Annotated in this window: 17 protein-coding genes; 12 read left to right on the forward strand and 5 right to left on the reverse strand. The window is 67.8% G+C overall.

Going from position 1 to position 20986, the window contains the following annotated elements; genetic code table 11:
• Positions 1-30 precede the first annotated feature (30 nt).
• The 4 genes from L6Q21_RS13825 to L6Q21_RS13840 form a co-directional block, all read right to left on the reverse strand.
• The gene (locus L6Q21_RS13825; protein WP_237831358.1) at positions 31-714 is read right to left on the reverse strand and encodes a response regulator transcription factor; all 684 of its coding nucleotides are present in this window, start codon (positions 712-714) and stop codon (positions 31-33) included.
• Entirely contained in the window at positions 711-1349 is a 639-nt protein-coding gene (locus L6Q21_RS13830) for a hypothetical protein (protein WP_237831359.1), read from the reverse strand. Before L6Q21_RS13830 ends, L6Q21_RS13825 begins: the two co-directional genes overlap by 4 nt.
• Positions 1282-3549, reverse strand: coding sequence for a TonB-dependent receptor family protein (locus L6Q21_RS13835; protein WP_237831360.1), 2268 nt, complete (start codon positions 3547-3549; stop codon positions 1282-1284). Before L6Q21_RS13835 ends, L6Q21_RS13830 begins: the two co-directional genes overlap by 68 nt.
• A gap of 304 nt (positions 3550-3853) precedes the next feature.
• Positions 3854-4324, reverse strand: coding sequence for an Lrp/AsnC family transcriptional regulator (locus tag L6Q21_RS13840; RefSeq protein WP_237831361.1), 471 nt, complete (start codon positions 4322-4324; stop codon positions 3854-3856).
• 127 nt (positions 4325-4451) lie between these two features.
• Here L6Q21_RS13840 and phhA point away from each other — a divergent pair, with 127 nt between their 5' ends.
• The 6 genes from phhA to L6Q21_RS13870 all read left to right on the forward strand — a co-directional run bounded on the left by phhA (position 4452) and on the right by L6Q21_RS13870 (position 10559).
• Positions 4452-5279 (forward strand): phenylalanine 4-monooxygenase, encoded by an 828-nt coding sequence (gene phhA / locus L6Q21_RS13845; RefSeq protein ID WP_237831473.1) that lies wholly within the window; start codon positions 4452-4454, stop codon positions 5277-5279.
• A gap of 1 nt (position 5280) precedes the next feature.
• A complete protein-coding gene (locus L6Q21_RS13850; RefSeq protein WP_237831362.1) occupies positions 5281-6474 on the forward strand; it encodes an amino acid aminotransferase in 1194 nt (397 codons plus the stop codon).
• Positions 6475-6478: 4 nt separating this feature from the next.
• Positions 6479-7519 carry a 4-hydroxyphenylpyruvate dioxygenase gene (gene hppD, locus L6Q21_RS13855; protein WP_237831363.1) on the forward strand — a complete coding sequence of 347 codons (1041 nt, stop codon included), beginning with the start codon at positions 6479-6481 and terminating at the stop codon, positions 7517-7519.
• 63 nt (positions 7520-7582) lie between these two features.
• On the forward strand, positions 7583-8902 hold the full coding sequence (hmgA, locus tag L6Q21_RS13860; RefSeq protein WP_237831364.1) for a homogentisate 1,2-dioxygenase: 1320 nt from the start codon (positions 7583-7585) through the stop codon (positions 8900-8902).
• Positions 8899-10200 carry a fumarylacetoacetase gene (gene fahA, locus L6Q21_RS13865; protein ID WP_237831365.1) on the forward strand — a complete coding sequence of 434 codons (1302 nt, stop codon included), beginning with the start codon at positions 8899-8901 and terminating at the stop codon, positions 10198-10200. The genes hmgA and fahA overlap by 4 nt, the downstream gene beginning before the upstream one ends.
• Complete coding sequence (locus L6Q21_RS13870; RefSeq protein WP_237831366.1) at positions 10197-10559, forward strand: Rieske (2Fe-2S) protein; 363 nt, start codon at positions 10197-10199, stop codon at positions 10557-10559. Before fahA ends, L6Q21_RS13870 begins: the two co-directional genes overlap by 4 nt.
• 61 nt (positions 10560-10620) lie before the next feature.
• On the opposite strand, the gene L6Q21_RS13875 is transcribed toward L6Q21_RS13870, so the two are convergent.
• Positions 10621-11100: an Lrp/AsnC family transcriptional regulator gene (locus L6Q21_RS13875; protein WP_237831367.1), complete on the reverse strand. Its 480-nt coding sequence runs from the start codon at positions 11098-11100 to the stop codon at positions 10621-10623.
• Between the two features lie 216 nt (positions 11101-11316).
• Here L6Q21_RS13875 and L6Q21_RS13880 point away from each other — a divergent pair, with 216 nt between their 5' ends.
• From L6Q21_RS13880 to L6Q21_RS13905, 6 genes are all read left to right on the forward strand, one after another.
• A complete protein-coding gene (locus tag L6Q21_RS13880) occupies positions 11317-12300 on the forward strand; it encodes an ornithine cyclodeaminase family protein (protein ID WP_237831368.1) in 984 nt (327 codons plus the stop codon).
• Positions 12301-12320: 20 nt separating this feature from the next.
• Positions 12321-14378, forward strand: coding sequence for an amidohydrolase family protein (locus tag L6Q21_RS13885; protein WP_237831369.1), 2058 nt, complete (start codon positions 12321-12323; stop codon positions 14376-14378).
• Positions 14368-15840: a S10 family peptidase gene (locus L6Q21_RS13890; protein WP_237831370.1), complete on the forward strand. Its 1473-nt coding sequence runs from the start codon at positions 14368-14370 to the stop codon at positions 15838-15840. Before L6Q21_RS13885 ends, L6Q21_RS13890 begins: the two co-directional genes overlap by 11 nt.
• Entirely contained in the window at positions 15837-17165 is a 1329-nt protein-coding gene (locus tag L6Q21_RS13895; protein ID WP_237831371.1) for an APC family permease, read from the forward strand. The genes L6Q21_RS13890 and L6Q21_RS13895 overlap by 4 nt, the downstream gene beginning before the upstream one ends.
• Positions 17166-17280: 115 nt before the next feature.
• Positions 17281-18468, forward strand: a complete 1188-nt coding sequence (locus L6Q21_RS13900) for a pyridoxal phosphate-dependent aminotransferase (protein ID WP_237831372.1) — start codon at positions 17281-17283, stop codon at positions 18466-18468.
• Positions 18469-18697: 229 nt separating this feature from the next.
• A complete protein-coding gene (locus tag L6Q21_RS13905; protein ID WP_237831373.1) occupies positions 18698-20950 on the forward strand; it encodes a TonB-dependent receptor in 2253 nt (750 codons plus the stop codon).
• The last annotated feature ends 36 nt before the right edge of the window (positions 20951-20986 follow it).

Here is a 20986-nt window from a genome sequence, read left to right on the forward strand (position 1 = left end):
GCGGCCGTCCGCCACAGGGCGGAAAAAGATCTAATCGGATGCATCGAGAACATAGCCCACCCCGCGCAGGGTGTGCAGCAGCGACGTCTCGAAACCCCGGTCGATCTTGGCGCGCAACCGGCTGATATGCGCGTCTATGATGTTGGTCCTCGTGTCGAAATCATAGCTCCACAGCCCTTCGAGCAGCATCGTGCGGGTGACGGTCTGGCCGGCGCGGCGCACCAGGAATTCCAGCAGCCGATACTCCTGAGGAGTGAGGTCAAGGCGCCTTCCGGCGCGGCTGACCTGCCTGTGGCGCAGGTCCACATGCAGGTCGCCGACGTTCACCTTATCGCGCTCGGCAGGCGCATCGTCCGTGTTGCGGCGGTGCAGGGCGCGCACGCGGGCCAGAAGCTCGCTGAAGGCGAAGGGCTTGCCGAGATAGTCGTCCGCGCCGGCTTCCAGCCCTTCCACCCGCTCTTCCACGGCCGACAGCGCGGTCAGAACGAGGGCCGGCGTCTTGTCTCCCTCGGATCGCAAGGTCTGGATGATTCCGAGGCCGGACTGGCCGGGCAGCATCCGGTCGACGATCAGGATATCGTAGCTGGAGCTGCGCGCCATGCGCAGGCCGTCGACCCCATCCTGCGTCCAGTCCACCCGGTGGCCGATTTCCGCAAGCCCCCGGGCAATGAACGACCCGGTCTTCTGATCGTCTTCAAGAAGAAGGATGTTCATCTACGGCCAAATCCCCGCTGTGTCGCAGTCCATTCTTCGAACGGCGCCCGGCGAATGCCATGCCCGGCCGCCCTCTGCCGCCTGGAGTTAACCGCTTTCAGCTTCGCATCCAAATCCGTGTGGATGTGCAGCGTGTTCGCCGGCAGGCATGTGCCCAGCATCTTCAGCAGGATGGCACAGCGGCCAAGCGAAGTCTTGAGGTCGATGTCTTCCAGATGGCAGGTGCGCAGCCCGTTCTGCCGCTGCGCTTCCGCCAGCCAGCGCAGCATCAAAAGCTCGCTCGATGTGAGATAGGGGGAGTCGAGCGGGAGGATCATCAGCCCGTTGCGCACCGCGGATGCGCGCAGATGGCCGAAATGGGCCTGACAGAATTCGTCGCCTTCCCCGTTCCCGAAGAACGGCAGCGCCGCATCTCCTTCCCATTCGGCGCTCCGCACCAGCCGAAGCGCCTTGCGCTCGAAGACATTGCGTTTGCAGAGCTTCATGGTGTTGATGGACATCTGGGAACCTCCCGCCGGCAGGCGAACCCCGCGCGCTTCGGCAAGCGCGCGGGGCATGGATCCAGGCTCAGAACGACAGGCGCAGGCCACCGCCCAGGTAGCGGGCCGGATTGCCGCGGGCGCCGTCCGCTCCACGGTGGGTGATCCGGCGCTCGTCGAGCAGATTCTCCGCCCGGACATAGGCGTCGATCGCCGAAGTCAGGGCGTAGGAGGCCGACAGGTCGAGGGTGAACAGGTTCTGCGTGCGCAGGAAGCGGCTGTTCACCCCCTCCCGGCCGCAGGTGGTGTTGATGCAGGTGCCTTCGGAATAGTTGAACCCGGCGTTGAACTTGAAGCCGAGGTCATGGTCGAGGCCGACCTGAAGCCGGCCGATGTGCTTGGGCGTATAGTCGAGAACGTCGCCCTTGCGCACGCCGGAGGTGGGGGTGCCGTCGGCGGCCCGCGCCTCGCGCGTATACTCCCCGTCGGTGTAGGTATAGGCCAGGCGGACCGGCACCCGGAAATCCCGGCCCTCATAGAGATTGCCGGACACCCCGACTTCCAGGCCGTAGACCTTCTTGGCGCCATCCTGCTGATTGCCTTCGGTGATGGGAACGCCCCCCGCCCCCTGGCAGGGGTTGGCGATCAGGCAGGTTCTGAGCGCATTGTCGTAATCGGTGTAGAAGCCGATCAAGTCGATGCCGATACGGCTCCCGCGGTAGCGGACGCCGCCCTCGATATTCGTGCTTTCCTCGCCGCGGCTGCCTTCGACCGCCCCGGAGCCGGGCGGCGCGAAGCCCTGGTGCACGCCGCCGAGCACCGTCCATTCCGGATTGATTTCATAGTTGAGGCCGAGGCCGAAGGTCGTCTTCTTGAGGGAATTGCGGGCGCTCGCCGGATTGGCGATGTTCGCGCGGGTCTTGATGCTCTCATGGCGCACCAGGGGCAGCAGGATCAGGTCGCCGAAGCGGATGCGGTCGGCGACCCAGAAGGAGATCGCGTCCGCATAGCCCTGGCTCGGCGTGGCTGCCGTGCCGCCCTGATAGACGAGGCTGCCGTTCACCTGCTGATAGATGACGTTCGAAACGGTGGCGGTGTTCTTCGCCTTGTCCTTGTGCCAGCGGAAGCCGCCCATCAGCTCGTGGCCGATGGCGCCGGTCGAGAAGGCGGCGCGCCCCTCGAACTGCAGCCCGGTGCTTTCGAAGGTCTGGAAATTGTTGCCGTAGCGCACGCCATTGGCATGGGTGGTGTTCTGCGTGCCGTCGAGGATGCCCTGCAGGAAGGCGGCGTTCGCCGCGCCATTGTTGATCTGCGAGGTGATGCCCGTGCCCGACACGCCGATGCCGTTGATCTGGTTCAGGCGCTTATAGTTGCGCACGGTCTTGGTGTAATAGCCGGTCGACACGATCGAGATATCCGGCGTGATGTGCAGCTGGTGCTGCAGGCTGGCGGTATCCCGCCCCTGGGACATGCGCTCGAGCTCGCTGAGGCCGTAGCGCCGGTTGGGATCGCGGCGGAAGTCGGCATCGGTCAGGCCGAGATAGGAGACGTCCGCGTCGTTGTCGCCCTTGAACAGCTTCAGGTCGAGCTGCTGCTGAACGGAGGCGCTGTCCGGGCTTTTCCAGCGCAGCTTCAGCATATATTCGCGGACATTGTCCCCCGCCGTCAGGTTCGAGCGGTCGATCTTCTGGAAGCCATCGGTGCGGTGCTGGTAGGTTTCCACCAGCACGCCGAACTGGCCGAAGGTGCCGCCCGCCCAGCTGTGCAGCTTCAGCGTGTTCCAGCCGCCGGCTTCGGCATTGACGAACCCGGACGGCGTGTCGGGAATCTGCGTCGAGATGAGGTTGATCGCGCCTGAGGTTGTCTGCGGGCCGTAGCGAAGGATTTCCGGGCCCTTCAGCACCTCCACTCCGCTCATGCGGCCGATGGAGGGGAAGTAATAGGCCGAGGTGTTGGCATAGGGCGCCATCGCCGCGGGTATGCCGTCCTCCATGATCGAGATGCGGTCGCTGCGCCCGGACGACGAGGCGCGGATGCCGATGCGCGGGAAGGTGCCAATGCCGTCCTCCTCGCGGACATAGACGCCGGGCGCGCTTCGCAGCACGCTGTGCACATTGGTGAACTCGAACGTCTGCAATTCCTCGCTGTCGATCACCACAGCGGAGCCGGTGGAAAGCCGCGCATCCTCGCGCGTGCCGATGACGACGATCGGCTCCAGCTGCGCAAGCTGCACCGCCTGGCTGTTCCCGCCGCTCGCCTGGGCGATGGCGGCAGCCGGCAGGACAAAGGCCGCCAGCGCTGCGCCGCCGAGCAGCCTCGACACAGGCAAGAATTTGACGGGATTGGAAAACTTCATTGCGATACTCCCCAGCCTGAACAGCAAACGCGCAAATGCGAGTGACTTGCAGAGCCGGGCTGCTACTGCGCATCGATAATGCGTCGCAATGAATGAAAACAATTCTGCCACAATCGTAATGCGGCCGTCAGGTTGTCGTCAGATATGGCTTGCGCGGACTTGCGCCCGCCTTGCGAAAGCGCGGCCGTTTCGCCCGTTATCGGGGTTTTCCTCGCCGGTATCGAACCGGGCTCCCAAGGCGTCACCGTCCGCGATCGATCCGGGCGAGGTTCGGAGGCGCGTGGGGCGAAGGGTGCGGCCCGTCTCAGCAGGGCACGGACGTCGTGTGTTTCACCACGGACAATGCGAAATGCGAGGAGGCGCCGCCGACCGATGAATGGGTCAGGAGCGTCCGCATCAGGAAGCTCTCGTAATCGGAAACGTCCGCGGCGATCACCTGCAGCAGATAATCCCAGTCCCCGGATATGGTGAAGCAGGCCATCACCCGGCGCTGCTCCTGCACGAAACCCTCGAACGCCTGCACCGTGTCCCGGTCGTAGTTGCGCAGCCGGACGCTGCACAGGATGGTGACGGGATAGCCCAGCTTCTCCGGATCGGCGAGGCGCACCGTCCGCGTCAGCACGCCGGCCTGCTCCATCGCCTTGATCCGCCGCCAGCAGGAAGGCGCGGTGCTGCCCACGCGCTCGGCCAGTTCGGCGTGGCTGATCGAGGCGTCGGCCTGCAACTGCTCGAGGATGCGGCGGTCGAGAGGATTTAGCTCGAAATCAGATTTCATTATTTTGCCATTTTCGATGACATCGTTTCATCATGGCCGAAATCCTCACCGATTTTGAACGGATTTTTCAAGCGAAATGAATCAGAATGGCGCCGAGGAGGAGGGAGAGTTGGAAACAGCGGCCGAAATGGCCGGCGACTGGACGATCCCCCAGCAATGGGAGCGCTATTCAGCCGCCGAGCACGCCATGTGGGACAAGCTCTTCGCGCGGCAGGCGGCCATGCTGCCCGAGCGCGTGGTGCCGGAATTCATGTCCGGCCTCGACATGCTGCGCATGACCAGGCCCGGCATTCCCGATTTCGACGAATTGTCCGAACGGCTGACGAAGGCGACCGGCTGGCAGGTCGTCGCCGTTCCCGGCCTCGTGCCCGACCGGACCTTTTTCGAGCATCTGGCCAACCGCCGCTTCGTCGCCGGCCGCTTCATCCGCACGCCCGAGCAGATGGACTATCTGCAGGAGCCGGACATCTTCCACGATGTCTTCGGCCATGTGCCGCTGCTGGCGCACCCGGTGTTCGCCGACTATATGCAGGCCTATGGCGAAGGCGGGCTGCGGGCCGACGGGCTGGGCGCGATCGAGCGGCTTTCGCGCCTCTACTGGTACACCGTCGAGTTCGGGCTGATCCGCAACGAAGGCGGGCTTCGGCTTTATGGGGCCGGCATCGTCTCCTCCCATGCGGAATCGGTGTTCGCGCTGGACGCCCCCTCCCCCAACCGCCTCGGCTTCGACCTGAAACGGGTGATGCGCACCCCCTATCGCATCGACGATTATCAGCAGAGCTACTTCGTGGTGGAGAGTTTCGAGGACCTGCTGCGGCAGACCATCGAAACGGACTTCGCCCCGCTCTACGCCGAGATGGCGGCGGAGGCGGATATCCCCATCGAGGCAGTCCTCGACACCGACCTTGTTTTCACGCGCGGCACGCAGGCGCATGCGCGATCGGGGGAAAGCTGAAATGGCCGCTTTTTTCCAATCTCTTGCGCCGCAGGCCCCCGATGCGCTGCTCGGGCTGATCGCGCTGTTCGCGGCGGACGGGCGCGCGGGCAAGATCGATCTGGGAGTCGGCATCTACCGCGACGACATGGGCGCGACCCCGGTGCTGCGCAGCGTGAAGGCGGCCGAGACCATCCTGCTGCGGGAACAGCCGAGCAAATCCTATCTGGGCGCGGAAGGCGATGCGCGCTTCACGGCGCTGCTGTCCGACCTGCTGTTCGGGTCGGAGCCGGCCTTCGCCGACCGGCTGACGGGGGTGCAGACGCCCGGCGGCACCGGCGCGCTTTGCCTGGGCGCCCGGCTGATCGCCCGCGCCGCGCCGGGGGCCACCGTCTGGATCGGCAGCCCCACCTGGCCCAACCATGAGCCGATCTTCCGCGAGGCCGGGCTGGCGGTTCGCTTCCACCGTTTCCTCGATCCCGCCACCGGGCTGGTCGATCTGGAGGGGATGCTGGCCGACCTGGGCGAAGCGCGGCCGGGCGACGTGCTGCTGCTGCACGGCTGCTGCCACAACCCGAGCGGGGCGCAGCTTTCGCCCGCGCAGTGGCAGGCAATCGCCGGGCATTGCCTTCGGCTTGGCCTCACCCCCTTTGTCGACATCGCCTATCAGGGGCTGGGCGATGGGCTGGACGCGGATGCGGAGGCGACGCGGCGCCTCGTCGGGCAGGTGCCGGAGGCGCTGGTCGCCTATAGCTGCGACAAGAATTTCGGCGTCTACCGCGACCGGGTCGGGGCCTTGTGGGTGTCGGCGGAATCTTCGGCAGCCGCCGCCACCTGCCGGGGCAATCTGCTTTCGCTGGCGCGCGTGCTCTGGTCAATGCCGCCCGACCATGGCGCCGCCGTGGTGCGGATCGTGCTGGACGACCCCGCCTTGCGCGCGGACTGGGAAGCCGAGCTGGCCGCCATGCGCGCGCGGATCAACGGCCTGCGCGCCAGCCTGGCGGCGGGGCATCCGGCGCTGGCGCCGGTCGCGGCGGGGCGCGGCATGTTCGCCTTGCTGCCGGTCGGCCCGGACGAGGTGGGGAGCCTGCGGGAAGAACAGGCGATCTACATGGCCGGCAATGGCCGCATCAACATCTGCGGGCTGACGCAAGCGTCCGTCCCCGCCCTCGTCGCGGCGCTTCAGCCCCACCTCCGTCCTGCAGAAGGGAAATAGCCTCATGTCCGTCTCGCCCGAAAATCCGCTTGGCCTCAACGGCTTCGAATTCGTCGAATTCACCTCGCCCGATCCGGAAGCGATGGTCGCGCAGTTCGAGCAGTTGGGCTTCGTCGCCAGCCATCGCCACCCGACGAAGAACATCACCCGCTACCGGCAGGGGCGGATCAACCTTATGCTGAACCGCGACGCCGACGGGCGCGTGGCCGCCTTTCGCGGCGCGCATGGCGCTTCCGCCAGCGCCATGGCCTTCCGCGTGGCCGATCCGCAAGCGGCGCTGGACTGGGCGCTGCGGCATGGCGGCAAGGCGACGGACGAGGACGACACGGTGATCGAGGGGATCGGCGGCTCCTACCTCTATTTCATCCGCGACGGCGAAGACCCCTATGCCGGCTGGGCGGAGCTGCCCGGCTGGCGCGAGGCGGCCGCCGCGAACAACGTCGGCCTCGACCTGCTGGACCATCTGACCCACAATGTCCGGCGCGGGCAGATGCGGGTCTGGTCGGAATTCTACCGCACGCTGTTCAATTTCCAGGAACAGAAATATTTCGACATCAAGGGGCAGGCGACCGGCCTTTTCAGCCAGGCGATGATCGCCCCCGACAAGGCGATCCGCATTCCGCTGAACGAAAGCCAGGACGACAAGAGCCAGATCGAGGAGTTCATCCGCGAATATCAGGGCGAGGGCATCCAGCATCTGGCGCTTACCACGGAGGATATCTACGGCACGGTGGAAAAGCTGCGCGCGCGCGGCGTTCGCCTGCAGGACACGATCGAGACCTATTATGAACTGGTCGACAAGCGCGTGCCCGGCCATGGCGAGGATCTGGAGCGGCTGCGCCGCAACCGCATCCTGATCGACGGCAATGTCGGCGAGGAAGGCATTCTGCTGCAGATCTTCACCGAGAATATGTTCGGGCCGATCTTCTTCGAGATCATCCAGCGCAAGGGCAACGAAGGCTTCGGCAACGGCAATTTCCAGGCGCTGTTCGAAAGCATCGAGCTGGACCAGATCCGGCGCGGCGTGATTTCCGTCGACGGCTGAACTGCGCGAACGACAGGGTTAGCTGAAAGACTGAGCCGCCGGAAGGACGGGAGGATGAGAGACATGAAGCAGGACGCCGCTCTGCCGCTGGTCGGCTTCGGCAACCACCATGCGACGGAGGCGGTGGAGGGCGCCCTGCCCGTCGGCCGCAATTCGCCGCAGCGGGTGCCGTTCGGCCTTTACGCCGAGCAATTCTCGGGCACCGCCTTCACGGCGCCCCGGGCGGAGAACCGGCGGAGCTGGCTCTACCGCATGCGGCCGACCGCCTCGCATCCGCCCTTCGCGCCGTTCGCCGGCGGGCGGATGATCGGCACCGCCCCCTTCGGCGAGGCCCGCGTCTCTCCGAACCGGCTGCGCTGGGATCCGCTGCCGATGCCTGAGGCGACGCAAGCGACGGATTTCGTGGACGGGCTCGTCACCATCGCCGGGAATGGCGATGCCGGCGCCGGCGTGGGCTGCGGCATCCACCTCTACGCCGCCAACCGCTCGATGGTCGACCGGGCCTTCTTCTCGTCGGACGGGGAACTGCTGTTCCTGCCGCAATCGGGCGCGATCCGGCTGGTGACGGAAATGGGCGTCCTCGATGTCTCGCCGCTGCAGATCGCCATCGTTCCGCGCGGCTTGCGCTTCCGGGTGGAGCTGCCGGAGGGCGCGGCGCGCGGCTATGTCTGCGAGAATTACGGCGCGCTTCTGCGGCTGCCCGAGCTGGGGCCGATCGGCTCCAACGGGCTGGCGAACCCGCGCGACTTCGAATATCCCGCCGCCGCCTACGAGGATGTGGAGCGCCCCTTCGAGATCGTGCAGAAGTTCCTCGGCGGGCTTTTCACCACCACTATGGACCACAGCCCGTTCGACGTGGTGGCCTGGCACGGCAATCTGGCGCCGGTGCGCTACGATCTGCGCCGCTTCAACACCATCAACACCGTCAGCTTCGACCACCCCGATCCTTCCATCTTCACCGTGCTGACCTCGCCCAGCGACACGGCGGGCACGGCGAACCTGGACTTCGTGATCTTCCCGCCGCGCTGGATGGTGGCGGACGACACGTTCCGCCCGCCCTGGTTCCACCGCAATGTGATGAGCGAGTTCATGGGGCTGCTCCATGGCGAATATGACGCCAAGGCCGGTGGGTTCGCGCCCGGCGGCGCTTCCCTGCACAACAGCATGTCGGGCCATGGGCCGGACGTCTCCAGCTATGAGAAGGCGGTGGAGGCCGAACTGCAGCCGCAGCGCATCGCCGACACCATGGCCTTCATGCTGGAAAGCCGGCTGGTGATCCGCCCGACCCGCTGGGCGATGGAAACGCCGCTGTTGCAGACGGACTATGACTCCTGCTGGAGCGGCTTCCGCAAGGCGCAGCTTCCGGCCGGAGCGCCGGCATGAACTGGTGGCGGACCGACGCGACGCACGATCCGGCGCTGACCTGCTGGGTGGAAGGCGCGCAGGGGCATGCCGATTTTCCTATCCAGAACCTGCCCTTCGGGCTGTTCTCGCCCGCGGATGGCGGGCCGCGCGCCGGGGTAGCGATCGGCGAGCATATCCTCGATCTGACGGCCCTTGCCGAAGGCGGACTGTTGCCAGCGGCGGTGGCGGTCGCCTGCCGCGAAGTGCCGCTGAACGCCTTGCTGGCGCTGGCGCCGGCCGACAGGCGGGCGCTGCGCGCGGCGCTGAGCGGCTTTCTGTCCGACGAAAGCCGGCGGGCTACGGTGGAGCCGGCGCTGCACGCCGCCGGCGATTGCGCGCTGCACCTGCCGGTGCGGGTGGGCGACTACACCGATTTCTATGTCGGCATTCACCACGCCACCAACATCGGCCGGCTGTTCCGCCCGGAAAACCCGTTGCTGCCCAACTACAAGCATGTGCCGATCGGCTACCATGGCCGGGCCTCGTCCATCCGGCCTTCGGGAACGCCGCTCGTCCGCCCGAAGGGGCAGGTGAAAGGCCCGGCCGACGAAGCGCCGGCCTATCGGCCGACCGCGCGGCTGGATTATGAGCTGGAGCTGGGCGTGTGGATCGGCGCCGGCAACGCGCTTGGCACCCCGGTGCCGATCGCCGAGGCCGCGCGGCACATCGGCGGCTTCTGCCTGCTGAACGACTGGTCCGCCCGCGATTTCCAGGCCTGGGAGTATCAGCCGTTGGGGCCGTTCCTCGCCAAGAATTTCCACAGCAGCGTGTCGCCCTGGATAGTCACCCCGGAAGCGCTGGCGCCGTTCCGCATCGCCCAGCCGCCGCGCCCGGATGGCGACCCGAAGCCGCTTTCCTATCTGTGGGACGAGGCCGACCAGAGCCATGGCGCGCTGGCGCTGGAACTGGTGGTGCTGCTGGAAACCGGGCGGATGCGGCAGGCCGGCCTGCCGCCGGTCCGCCTCAGCCACGGCCCGGCCAGCAACATGTACTGGACGGTGCAGCAGCTCGTCGCCCACCACAGCGCCAATGGCTGCAACCTCGCCGCCGGCGACCTGTTGGGCACCGGCACCATCTCCGCCCCGAGCCGCGACGGCTTCGGCAGCCTGATGGAGCTGACGGTCGGCGGCAAGGAACCGCTGGAGCTGGGCAATGGCGAGACGCGCGGCTTTCTGGAGGATGGCGACACGATCATCCTGCGGGCGACGGCATCCGCCCCCGGGCGGGTTTCGATCGGCTTTGGCGAGTGCCGCGCCACGGTTTTGCCGGCGCGATGAGCGAGGCGGCGCGGCTGCTGGAAACGCCGGCCGACGTCAGGCTGTGCCCGCTGGAGCAGGTGGCGAAAGGCGCGGCGCGCAATTTCGTGCTGCAGACGCGGGCCGGGCGTTTCCACGGCTTCGTCGTCCGCGCCGGGGCCGGGGTCTTCGGCTATGTGGACCGCTGCCCGCACGCCGGCCTGCCGCTCGCGCAGGTGCTGGACGCCTATCTCGCCCCGGACGGGCGGCACATCGCCTGCTCCTGGCACGGGGCGCTGTTCCGGATCGCCGACGGCGCCTGCGTCGGCGGCCCCTGCGCGGGCGCGGCGCTGACCCCATGGCCGGTCGCCGTTCGCGACGGCTGGATCGTCACCGCCTGAACTTCTGGGCAACGGCGGAGGCAGGGAAAGGCTCGGCGCGCTGCCGCAAAGGGCGTTCCGCTCAGAAGGTGCGGGGCTGCACCGGAATCGCCGTCGTGTGCTTGATTTCCAGAATCGTCACCATCGAGTGGATGTCCTGCACGCCGGGCAGCTTCAGGATCACCTTGAAGATGAAATTCTGATACCAGTCGAGCGAGCGGGCGATGATCTTCAGCATGATGTCCCGCTCCCCGAATAGGGTGTGGCACTCCTGGATTTCGGGGATCAGGCCCACCTTGCGCACGAACTCCTCGCGCTCGTTTTCCGACAGCGAGGTCATCTTCAGCGTGGCGAACACGCACAGGCTTTCGCCGAACTTCTTGCGGTCGAGCACGGCGACCTGGCCCTTGATATAGCCCTCCTCCCGCAGCTTCTGCAGCCGCCGCCAGCAGGGCGACTGGGACAGGCCGACCTTTTCCGCCAGCTCGGTGGTGGAAAGCGTCGCGTCCTTCTGGATCTGCTCCAGAATCTTGTAGTCCAGCGCGTTCAGGGCTTCGGTCATCTTGTCTCCATGGCGGGCAAAGCGGGCGACTGACCCGGCATAATGCACCGGCTTTGCGTTTGGCGCATAGTTTATTCACCATCATCGCCGATCCGCGCAAATCCGCATATTCATTCTGGAGCACGGCCAATAGCCTGTCTTGCAAGGAGGAGGCGCCTGAATGGCCCGAAAGCAATTGCCCATGCCGATCCAGCCCGCCTCGCGGACGCGCCGCTGATGCCGGCCGCCCCCGCTTTCTACGACGCGGCAGCCGTCGATGCGTGGCTCGACTATCCCGGCTGCATCGCCGCCATGCGGCAGGCGATGGCGGCCTTGTCCGCCTCCGGCGATCCGCAGCCGTTGCGGCAGATCCTGCCGTTGGGCGACGGGCGGCTTTTCGGGGTGATGCCGGGCAGCCTGCTGGCGGACTGCGTGTTTGGCGCGAAGCTGGTCAGCGTGTTCGGCGACAGGGCGCGGCCCGGAAAATCGCGCCACCGCGGCGTGGTCGTGCTGTTCGAGAACGACGGCGACGATGTCGTCGCCATCGCCGACGCGGAGGCCGTAACCCGCATCCGCACCGCTTGCGCCACGGCCGCCGCCACCGATGCGCTGGCCCGCCCGGAGGCGACGCGGCTGGCGATCTTCGGAACCGGGCTGCAGGCGCAATCGCATGTCGAGGCGCTTCGCCATGTGCGGCCGCTTTCCGAAGTGCTGCTGTGGGGACGCCGCTTCGAGGAGGCCGAGCGGCTGGCCGGGCAACTGGCCGCCGGGACCGGCCTTGCCGTCCGCGCGGTCGCCGACCCGCGCGAGGCGGCGCAGGCGGCCGATATCCTCTGCACCGTGACCGGCGCTTCGAAACCGGTGTTGCTTGGCGACTGGGTGCGGCCCGGAACGCATGTGAACCTCGTCGGCTCCAGCTACCTTGGCCCGGTCGAGGCGGATTCCGCGCTTGTAGTGGCCGCGCGCTACATCGCCGACTATCGGCCTTCCGCGCTGGCGCAGGCCTCCGAACTGGCGGTGGCGCGCGAGGCCGGCCTGCTGACGGACGCGCATGTGGCGGGCGAGATCGGCGAGGTTTTCCTCGGCCGGCTGCAAGGCCGGCAGTCCGCCGGCGAGATCACCCTTTACAAATCGCTCGGGCATGTCGCGCAGGATCTGGCGGCGGTGGCCTGGCTGCACCGGCGGGCGACGGGCGCCGCACAGAACAGGACACAGCCATGATCGGAATCTGCAAGGCAGCAATGACAGCGGCGCTCCTGCTGGGGGCTACCGGCGTCTGGGCGGAGACGACGGAGAGCTTCACGATCATCGCCAATGGCGAGCCGGTCGGCCGGCTGGAGGCCGTCACCGACGGGGCGAAGGTCTCGGTCGATTACCATGTCGACAACAATGGCCGTGGCCCGAAGCACCGCGAGGCGCTGGTGATGGGCGCCGGCGGCGTTCCGCTTTCCTGGACGATCTCGGGCACCTCGCTGATGGGCGGGCGGGTCGAGGAAAGCTACCGCTGGGCGAACGGCCGCGCGCAATGGGTGAGCCAGGCCGACAAGGGCTCGGTGAAGGCCGCCACGCCGCCGCTCTATGTGGTGAACGACGGCAGCCCATGGGCTTCCTTCGTCTACGCCGGCGCCGCCGGGGCGGGGGGCACGCTGCCGGTGCTGCCGGGCGGCCAGCTGAAGGTGGAGAAGCTGCGCTCGCTGCAACTGGGCGGCACGGCGGTGACGGCCTATCGCCTGTCTGGCGTGCAACTGGCGCCGGGCTATGTGCTGCTGGACGCGGACGGGCGCCTGTTCGCGGCCGAGGGCGCCTCGCAGACGGGGCTCGCCATCCGCAAGGGGCATGAGGCGGTGGCGCCCGAGATCAACCGGCTGACGGACGATCTGGAGCTGGAGCACGCCATCGCGCTGCAAAAGCGGCTGGCGCACCGCCACGACGGGCCGATCCGAATCCGCAACGTGCATGTGCTGGACCCGGCGAGCGGCGAACGCTCCGCCCTTTCCGACGTGACCGTCATGCGCGGGCTGGTGGTGGGCGTGCAGCCGCACGATCCGGCGCCGCCGCCCGCCGACCAGCTTGTGGTGGAGGGCGACGGCGGCACGCTTTACCCCGGCCTTCACGACATGCACGCGCATGCGAGCCTCGGCTCCGGGCTGTTCTATCTGGCCGCCGGGGTGACTTCGACGCGTGACATGGGGAACGACAACGGCTTCCTGCAACGGCTGCTGACGCAGATCGACAAGGGGGAAGTCGCCTGGCCCCGCATCGTGCCGGCCGGCTTCATCGAAGGGCGAAGCCCCTTTTCCGCCCGCCACGGGTTCATTCCCGCCACCGTCGACGATGGCCTCAACGCCGTGCGCTGGTATGCCGACCATGGCTATGCCGAGATCAAGATCTACAACAGCATGAACCCGGACTGGGTAAAGCCGCTGGCCAGCGAGGCGCATCGGCTGGGGCTGCGGGTGAGCGGCCATGTGCCCGCCTTCACCACCCCCGACCGGATGATCGCGGACGGCTATGACGCCATCGCCCATTCGAACCAGCTGCTGCTGGGCTGGATCCTGAAGCCGGGCGAGGATTCCCGCACGCCGCTTCGGCTGACCGCCATGGCGCGGGCCGGATCGCTGGACCTTACGTCCCCGCCCGTCCGCCGCACGGTGGAGCTGATGAAGAGCCATGAAGTGGCGCTGGACACCACGGCGGTGATCCTGGAGCAGCTGATGCTGAGCCGCGCCGGGCAGGTGCCGCCGGGGCAGGACTGGTATCTTTCCAGCATGCCGATCGGCTTCCAGCGCTACCGCAAGCGCAGCTTCGTGACGATCGACAGCCCGCAGACGGACGCCGCCTACCGGAGCGGCTTCGCGAAGGTTCTGGAAACCATCGCGCTTCTCCACCGCGAAGGCGTGCGGCTGCTGCCGGGCACCGACGACCCGACCGGATTCACCGTGCTCAGGGAAGTGGAACTGTATGTGAAGGCCGGGCTGACGCCGGCGGAAGCGCTGCGCGCCGCGACGCTGGGCGCCGAGGAGTTTCTGGGCGAGGCGGATCGGCGCGGGCGCATCGCGCGCGGGCAGGTGGCGGATATGGTGCTGGTGGCGGGCAACCCGCTGGCCGACATAGAGGCGATCCGCAAGCCAAGGATGGTGATGCGCGCCGGCACGCTCTATTTCCCGACCGAGATCTATGAGGCGCTCGGCGTCCGGCCCTTCACCACCGCGCCCGTCGTTCGCGCGGCGACCGCCGCGCAGGCGGCCGGCGCCCCGGCGGGCAGCGGCTTCGGCCATGAGCACAGCCATGCGCACTGAGTTCGGCACGCCGTTCCGGGCGCTGGCGGCGGCGCTGCTCGCCCTTGCCGCCCCGGCCATCGCCGCCGAGCCGCGTTATGAATCGGCCGGCACGGGGGTGTTCGGAGGCCGGAAGCTGGACTGGAAGTCCAGCGTCGAGACCTTCGTGCTGGACGATGCCGCCCGCATCTTCACCACCAGCTATCGGAAGGCCGGCAAGGCCGATCCGGCGCGGCCGGTGATCTTCGCCTTCAACGGCGGGCCGGGCTCTTCTTCCATCTGGCTGCATCTGGGGCTGCTGGCGCCCGAGCGCGTGGACATGGACGACGCCACCGCGCCGCGAACGGTGGCGCCGTTCCACATGCAGCCCAACCCGGACAGCGTGCTGGACGTGGCCGACATCGTGCTGATCGACCCGGTCGGCACCGGCTACAGCCGCCTGCTGCCCGGCGGCAAGCCGGAGCAGTTCCTGGGTGTCCAGCAGGACGCGCGCGCGACGGCGCGGGTGATCCGGCAATGGCTGCTGCGCCATGGGCGGACGAACGCGCCCAAATATCTGCTTTCGGAAAGCTATGGCACCATCCGCGCGGCGGCGGTCGCGAAGCTGCTGGCCGGCGGCCCCACCGAGACGGGGCAGATGGACGGGGTGACGCTGAACGGCATCATCCTGCTGGGGCAGGCGATGGACATGGCGCGCGGCGCCGAGGGCGACGACCGGGGCTATCTGGCGCTGCTGCCTTCGCTGGCGGCGACCGCCTGCCACTTCGGCAAGGGGCCCGAGGGCTGCACGCCCGAGGGCCAGGGGGATGCCGCGCGCGCCTATGCGGCCGACGCCTATCTGAAGGCGCTTTACGCCGGTTCCGCCCTGCCCGCGGCGGAACGGCGGGCGGTGGCCGAGAGCCTCTCCACGCTGACGGGGCTGCCGGTGGCCGAGGTGCTGGAGCATGACCTGCGCATTTCCGCACCCGTTTTCGCGCGGCGGCTTCTGGCCGCCGACGGGCTGGCGCTCGGCCTTTACGACGCGCGCTTCACCCTGGCAGCGCAGGGGCTGGCGGGCGATCCCGTCGCCGACGACGCCGCCATGGGGCAATATGTGCCCGCCTTCGTCGCCGGCTGGGAGGATTATGCCCGGCGACGGCTGAAGGTCGCGTCGGACGAGGAGTATATCGCCATCGCCTTTCGCGACGTGAACGGCCGGTGGGACTGGGGGCGCGGCCCGGGCATCCCGCCGGCGCGCAACTATGCGACCGACCTTGCGGCGGCGATGGCGCGGAACCCCGGGCTCAAGCTCATGGTGGGGACCGGCTGGTACGATCTCGTGACGCCCGTGGGCTCGGCCGAATACACCATCGCCCACGCCGGCATCCCGCTGGGCGCGGTGCGCTTCCACACCTATCGATCGGGGCACATGCCCTATCTGGGCGCGGCCGAGCGGCGGGCGCTGGCCCGCGACATCCGGGATTTCCTGAGGGAGGGCGAATGAGCGGCGGTCTTCAGGAAGGACAGGCCGGCCTGCGCAAGAATGTGGGCCTGCTGGGGGTGGTGACGTTCGGCGCCGGGACCGCGATCGGCGTCTCCATCTTCTCCATCCTGCAGCCGACGGCGGAAATCGCCGGGGCGGGGCTGCTGCTGGCGGTGGGGCTCGCGGCGGTGCCGATGCTGCTGTTCGCCATCACCTACGCCTATCTCGGCTCCGCCCTGCCGGTGTCGGGCGCTTCCTATGAATGGCCGCGGCGCTTCATCCATCCGATGGCAGGTTTCCTGATCGCCTGGCTGCGCATCGTCGCCAATGTGGGGGCGCTGACGATATTGGGGCAGGTCTTCACCGGCTATCTCGGTATGGTTGTGCCGCTTCCGGTGAAGCCGACGATGGCGCTGCTCATCACCCTCGTGTTTTTCCTGAACTATCTGGGCGTGTCGCTGGCGGCCAAGGTGCAGTCCTGGTTGATGGGGCTGCTGCTGCTGGTGCTGGCGATCTTCGTCGCCACCGGCCTGCCGCATTACGATGCGGCGGTGGCGGGCAATCCCTTCGGCGAGGACAGCCTCACCGTGCTGGCGGCGGTGCCGCTGATGATCAGCCTGTTCCTGGGGATCGAGGCGGCGGTGGAAATCGGCGAGGAGGTGCGCAACCCCGGCCGCAACATTCCGCTGGGCATCGCGCTCGCCATCCTGCTGTCGGCGCTGGTCTACGCGCTGGTGGCGGCGACGGCGCTGGGGCTTGCCGGCCCCGACACGCTCGCCGCCAGCGAGGCGCCGCTTCTGGACGCCGCGAAGATCTCGCTCGGGGATGTGGCCGTGCCGCTGATCGTCGGCGCCGCCTGCGTTTCCATCCTGAAATCGATGAACGCGGCGGCGCTGGTGTTTTCGCGCAGCCTGTTCGCCATGGGCCGCAACGGCGCCCTGCCGCACGCGCTGGGGGTTATCCACCCGCGCTTCGGCACGCCGCACCGGGCCATCCTGCTGGGCTATGTCTGCGCCATGTCCGGGCTGCTGCTGCCGCCCAGCCTGATCTTCCTGCTGCTGGCGGTGAACGTGCCGACCATGCTGAAATATATGGCCTGCGCCTGGTCGGCGACGGTGGTCGCCCGCCGCCATCCGGAAATCCACGCCCGCTCGCGGGTTCGGATTTCCCCGCCCGTGGTCACCGCCGTGGGGCTGGTGGCGATGGCGGCGGCGCTGCTGATCATCCTGTTCGGGCTGGAAGCCGACGCCCGCCCCTATCTGCTGGTGGGCGGCTGGCTGCTGCTGGGCATCGCCTATTGGGTGGTGCGGCAGAAATGGCTGGCCCGCGCCTGGGACCGCACTTGAGGCCCCGCTTTCGGGCAAATTATGCGCGCGGCGGGCTTTCGGCCGCAAGTTCGCATAATCTCTTCGCGCTGGCGGGGATAATCAGGACGCAACCAAGCCAAGCGAGCGCCAGATCATGTTGACTGCGGGGACAGGAGTTCAGGACAGCTACGCCCAGTGGGTGCGCCGCGCGCTGGCGATGGCGCGCGCCCGGCCGGGGGACACGGTGTCGCTGTTCGAAAGCTCGGTGCCGGAACCGCGCGAGCTGCTGCGGCAGACGGTGGTGCGGGCGATGGAGCCCCGGCTTTCCCCCTTCTACGCCAGCGCCTTCGGCGGCGGGAACCCCTTCGTGCTGGAGAAGCTCGCCGAGCGCCATGGCGTCTCGCCGGAGCAGGTGCTGGGCACCACCGGGGCGACCGGCGCGCTTTCGCTCCTCTACCGCACCTTCGCCCGGCGCGGCGACCATATATTGGTGGAAACCCCCGGCTTCGACCTGTTCGAGACCATCGGCGCCGGCCTCGGGCTGGAGTTCGGCCATTTCGAGCGCGGCGGGCCGGATTACACGATCGACGTGGCCGCCGTCGAAGCGAAGCTCCGGGCGGAAACGCGGCTGATCGTGCTGTCGGACCTGCACAACCCGACCGGGATGCTGCTCGATCGCGGCGTGCTGGCCGAGCTTGCGCGGATGGCCGAACGGCGCGGCGTGCTGCTGGTGGTGGACGAGGTCTATGGCGATTACGCGCCCGCCGCCCTGCGCCCGGCGCCGGCCTCGACGCTTTCCCCGGCGGTGGTCAGCGTGTCCAGCCTCACCAAAATCTTCGGGCTGGCGGCGCTGCGCTGCGGCTGGATCGTCGGCGCGCGCGAGGTGGTGGCCGCCGCGCGGGACTTCGCCGCGCGGATCGAATTCGGCATGTCCACCCTGTCGCACAGCATAGCGGCGCATGTGCTGGAAGACCCGGTGCCGTTCCGTTCCTATGCCGAAGCCTATATCGGCCAGTGCCGCCCGATCTTCGATTCCTGGTTCGAGGCGATGGCGGCCGAGGGGCTCGTCGGCGGCCTCCTCCCCGCCTCCGGCTGCATCTGCTTCCCGCGCCTGCCCGGAATCGCCGATACGCTGGCCTTTTCCAACTGGCTGGTGGAAAGGCATGGCGTGATCGTCGCCCCCGGCGAGTATTTCGGCGCGCCGGGCCATGTCCGCATCGGCTTCTGCCTGGACGAGAAGCCGCTGGTCGCCGGCCTCTCGGCGCTTGCCGAGGGCCTGCGCCAGTTCGGGGCGGGCGAGAACCGAATTCCCATGGGCGCGGCAGGCTCGATTGCGCGATAGTTTATGCGCGACCATGCCCAACACAGCGAAAATCGCATAAATATGGCGGTTCTCCAGAGCTAATCTTCGCAACGGTCCTAAGGGGGGCTGACCGCATCCTTCAACCATCGCCCCGAAGAGGGTGGACGAGACGGATCGCTGGCTCAGGCAAGGCAACGGACGGATCGACGCGGCCGCCCCGAAGGGCGGGCGCGGCGAGAGAAGAACGATCAGTGGAGGTTCAGAGCAGATGACAAAGGTGAAGCTGGCATTTTCCGTTTCCGCATGGGCGCTGGCTCTTGCGCCGCTGGCGCCGGCGATGGCCCAGGGCGCGCCGTCGATCGACGAGGGCGACATCGTCGTGACGGCGCAGAAGCGCGAGCAGCGGCTGCTGGACGTTCCGGTTTCGATCACCGCCGTCACCTCCGAGGCGCTCACCACCCAGGCGATGAACCGCATGTCGGACTTCTACGACCGGGTGCCGGGCCTGCAATATGCCGGGCAGCGGGTGTCCTTCCTGTCGCTGCGCGGCATCACCTCGGGCGGCGCCACCAGCCCGACGGTCGCTCTTCTCATCGACGATGTGCAGTTCGGCGGCTCCACCACTGTGGGCAATCCGCCGCTCCCTGATTTCGACGCCAGCGCCATCAGCCGGGTGGAAGTGCTGCGCGGCCCGCAGGGCACGCTCTACGGCGCTTCCAGCCTGGGCGGGCTCATCAAATATGTGCTGCGGGAGCCGAGCACAGACGAATTCTCCGGCCGGCTGGAAGCGGGCGGGACCACGGTTTCCGGCGGCGGGCAGGGCTATTCGCTGCGCGGTTCGATGAACGTGCCGCTGACGGACTGGCTGGCTGTCGCCGGGAGCGCCTTCTACCGCGAGGACGCGCCCTATCTCGACAACGCGCACCCGAACGCGCTGAAGGAAACCAACGTCAACACCCGCAAGGTGTGGGGCTTCCGCGCCGCAGCGCTTGCGAGGCCGACGGAGGCGCTGACGATCAACCTCTCGGCCCTGCGGCAGAAGATGGATGCGGTGAACAGCGACCTCGCCATCACTTCGGCCGGAGTGCCCGTCTGCAACGCCTGCACGCCCGCCACCAGGCCCGGCGCCGCGACCGCGCCGACGACCTTCGAGCCCGTCTACGGCGATCTCACCATCTACGCGCTGGATTCCTACAACGAGGCCACGTTCGCGCAATATTCCGGCCGGGTGGAATATGATTTCGGCGCCGCCGCCCTTACCTCCATCACCGCCTGGAGCAAGGTCGACAATGTTATCAGCAACGATGTGACGACGACCTTCCCCTTCCTGCCTCCGGCCTTTTCCGGGCCGGCCGGCTCGGCCGTGCAGATCGCCGACGCCGGCAATACCCGCAAATTCTCGCAGGAATTGCGGCTGGCGGGCGACACCCCATGGTTCAGCTGGCTTCTGGGCGGCTTCTACACGGTGGAGCATTCCTCCACCGACCAGACGCTGTTCCTGCTGGACGCGGGCGGTTCGCTCATCAACACGCCCTACGCCGCCACCGGTCCGGGCAGCTACCGCGAGCATGCGGCCTTCGCCGACATCACATGGCATGTCACCGAGAAGCTCGACGTGCAGCTCGGCGGCCGGCTTTCCGGCAACAAGCAGGAGCGCGCCTCCGTCTACGTGGTCGATCCGATCGCCGCGCGCTTCTTCGGCCCTTCGCGCAGCGTCAGCGCCACCTCCAGCGACAGCGCCTTCACCTGGCTCGTCTCGCCCAGCTACAAGTTCAGCGACGACATCATGGCCTATATCCGGATCGCCAGCGGCTATCGCCCAGGCGGCGCGAACATCGGTTCGGTTTCCGCCAACGCCACCTTCGGCCCCGACCGGGTGGTGAACTATGAACTGGGCTTCAAGGGGCGGGTGCTTCCGGCCCTCACCCTGACGGCGGCGGCCTTCCAGATCGACTGGGAGGACATCCAGCTCCAGGGCACCGACAGCTCCAACCTTACCTATATCGGCAATGGCGGCAAGGCGCGCAGCCGGGGCCTGGAGGTGCAGGGCACGATCACGCCCTGGACCGGGATGTCGATCGACGGCAATTTCACCGTGACGGAGGCGGTGCTGACCGAGGACCTGCCGGCGCTGGGCGCCTCCAGCCTGGTGGGCAAGAAGGGGGACAGGCTGCCCTTCTCCGCCAAGTTCACCACCAGCGTCTCGGCGCAGCAGGGCTTCGACCTTTCCGACCGGCTCACCGCGACACTGGGCGGGACCTTCACGCATCTGGGCGAGCGGGCGGCCGCCTTCAACGTCGCCACCGGAACCCGCCCGCGGATCCTGATCCCCTCCTATTCCACCGTCAGCCTGCAGGGCGGTCTGACGCTGGACGCGGCGTGGAGCGCGACCCTGTTCGTGCGCAACCTGTTCGACGAGCGGGGCATTTCCGTTGCGCAGAACCGCAACGGCGTGAACGTGCCGACGGCGCTGTTCATCCAGCCGCGCACCTTCGGGCTTACGCTCGCCCGCAACTTCTGAGCAGGATCATGGGCCGGCCGCCGCGCCGGCCCATAG

The sequence above is a fragment of the Sandaracinobacteroides sayramensis genome, from assembly GCF_022014495.1.
Taxonomy (GTDB): Bacteria; Pseudomonadota; Alphaproteobacteria; order Sphingomonadales; family Sphingomonadaceae; genus Sandaracinobacteroides; species Sandaracinobacteroides sayramense.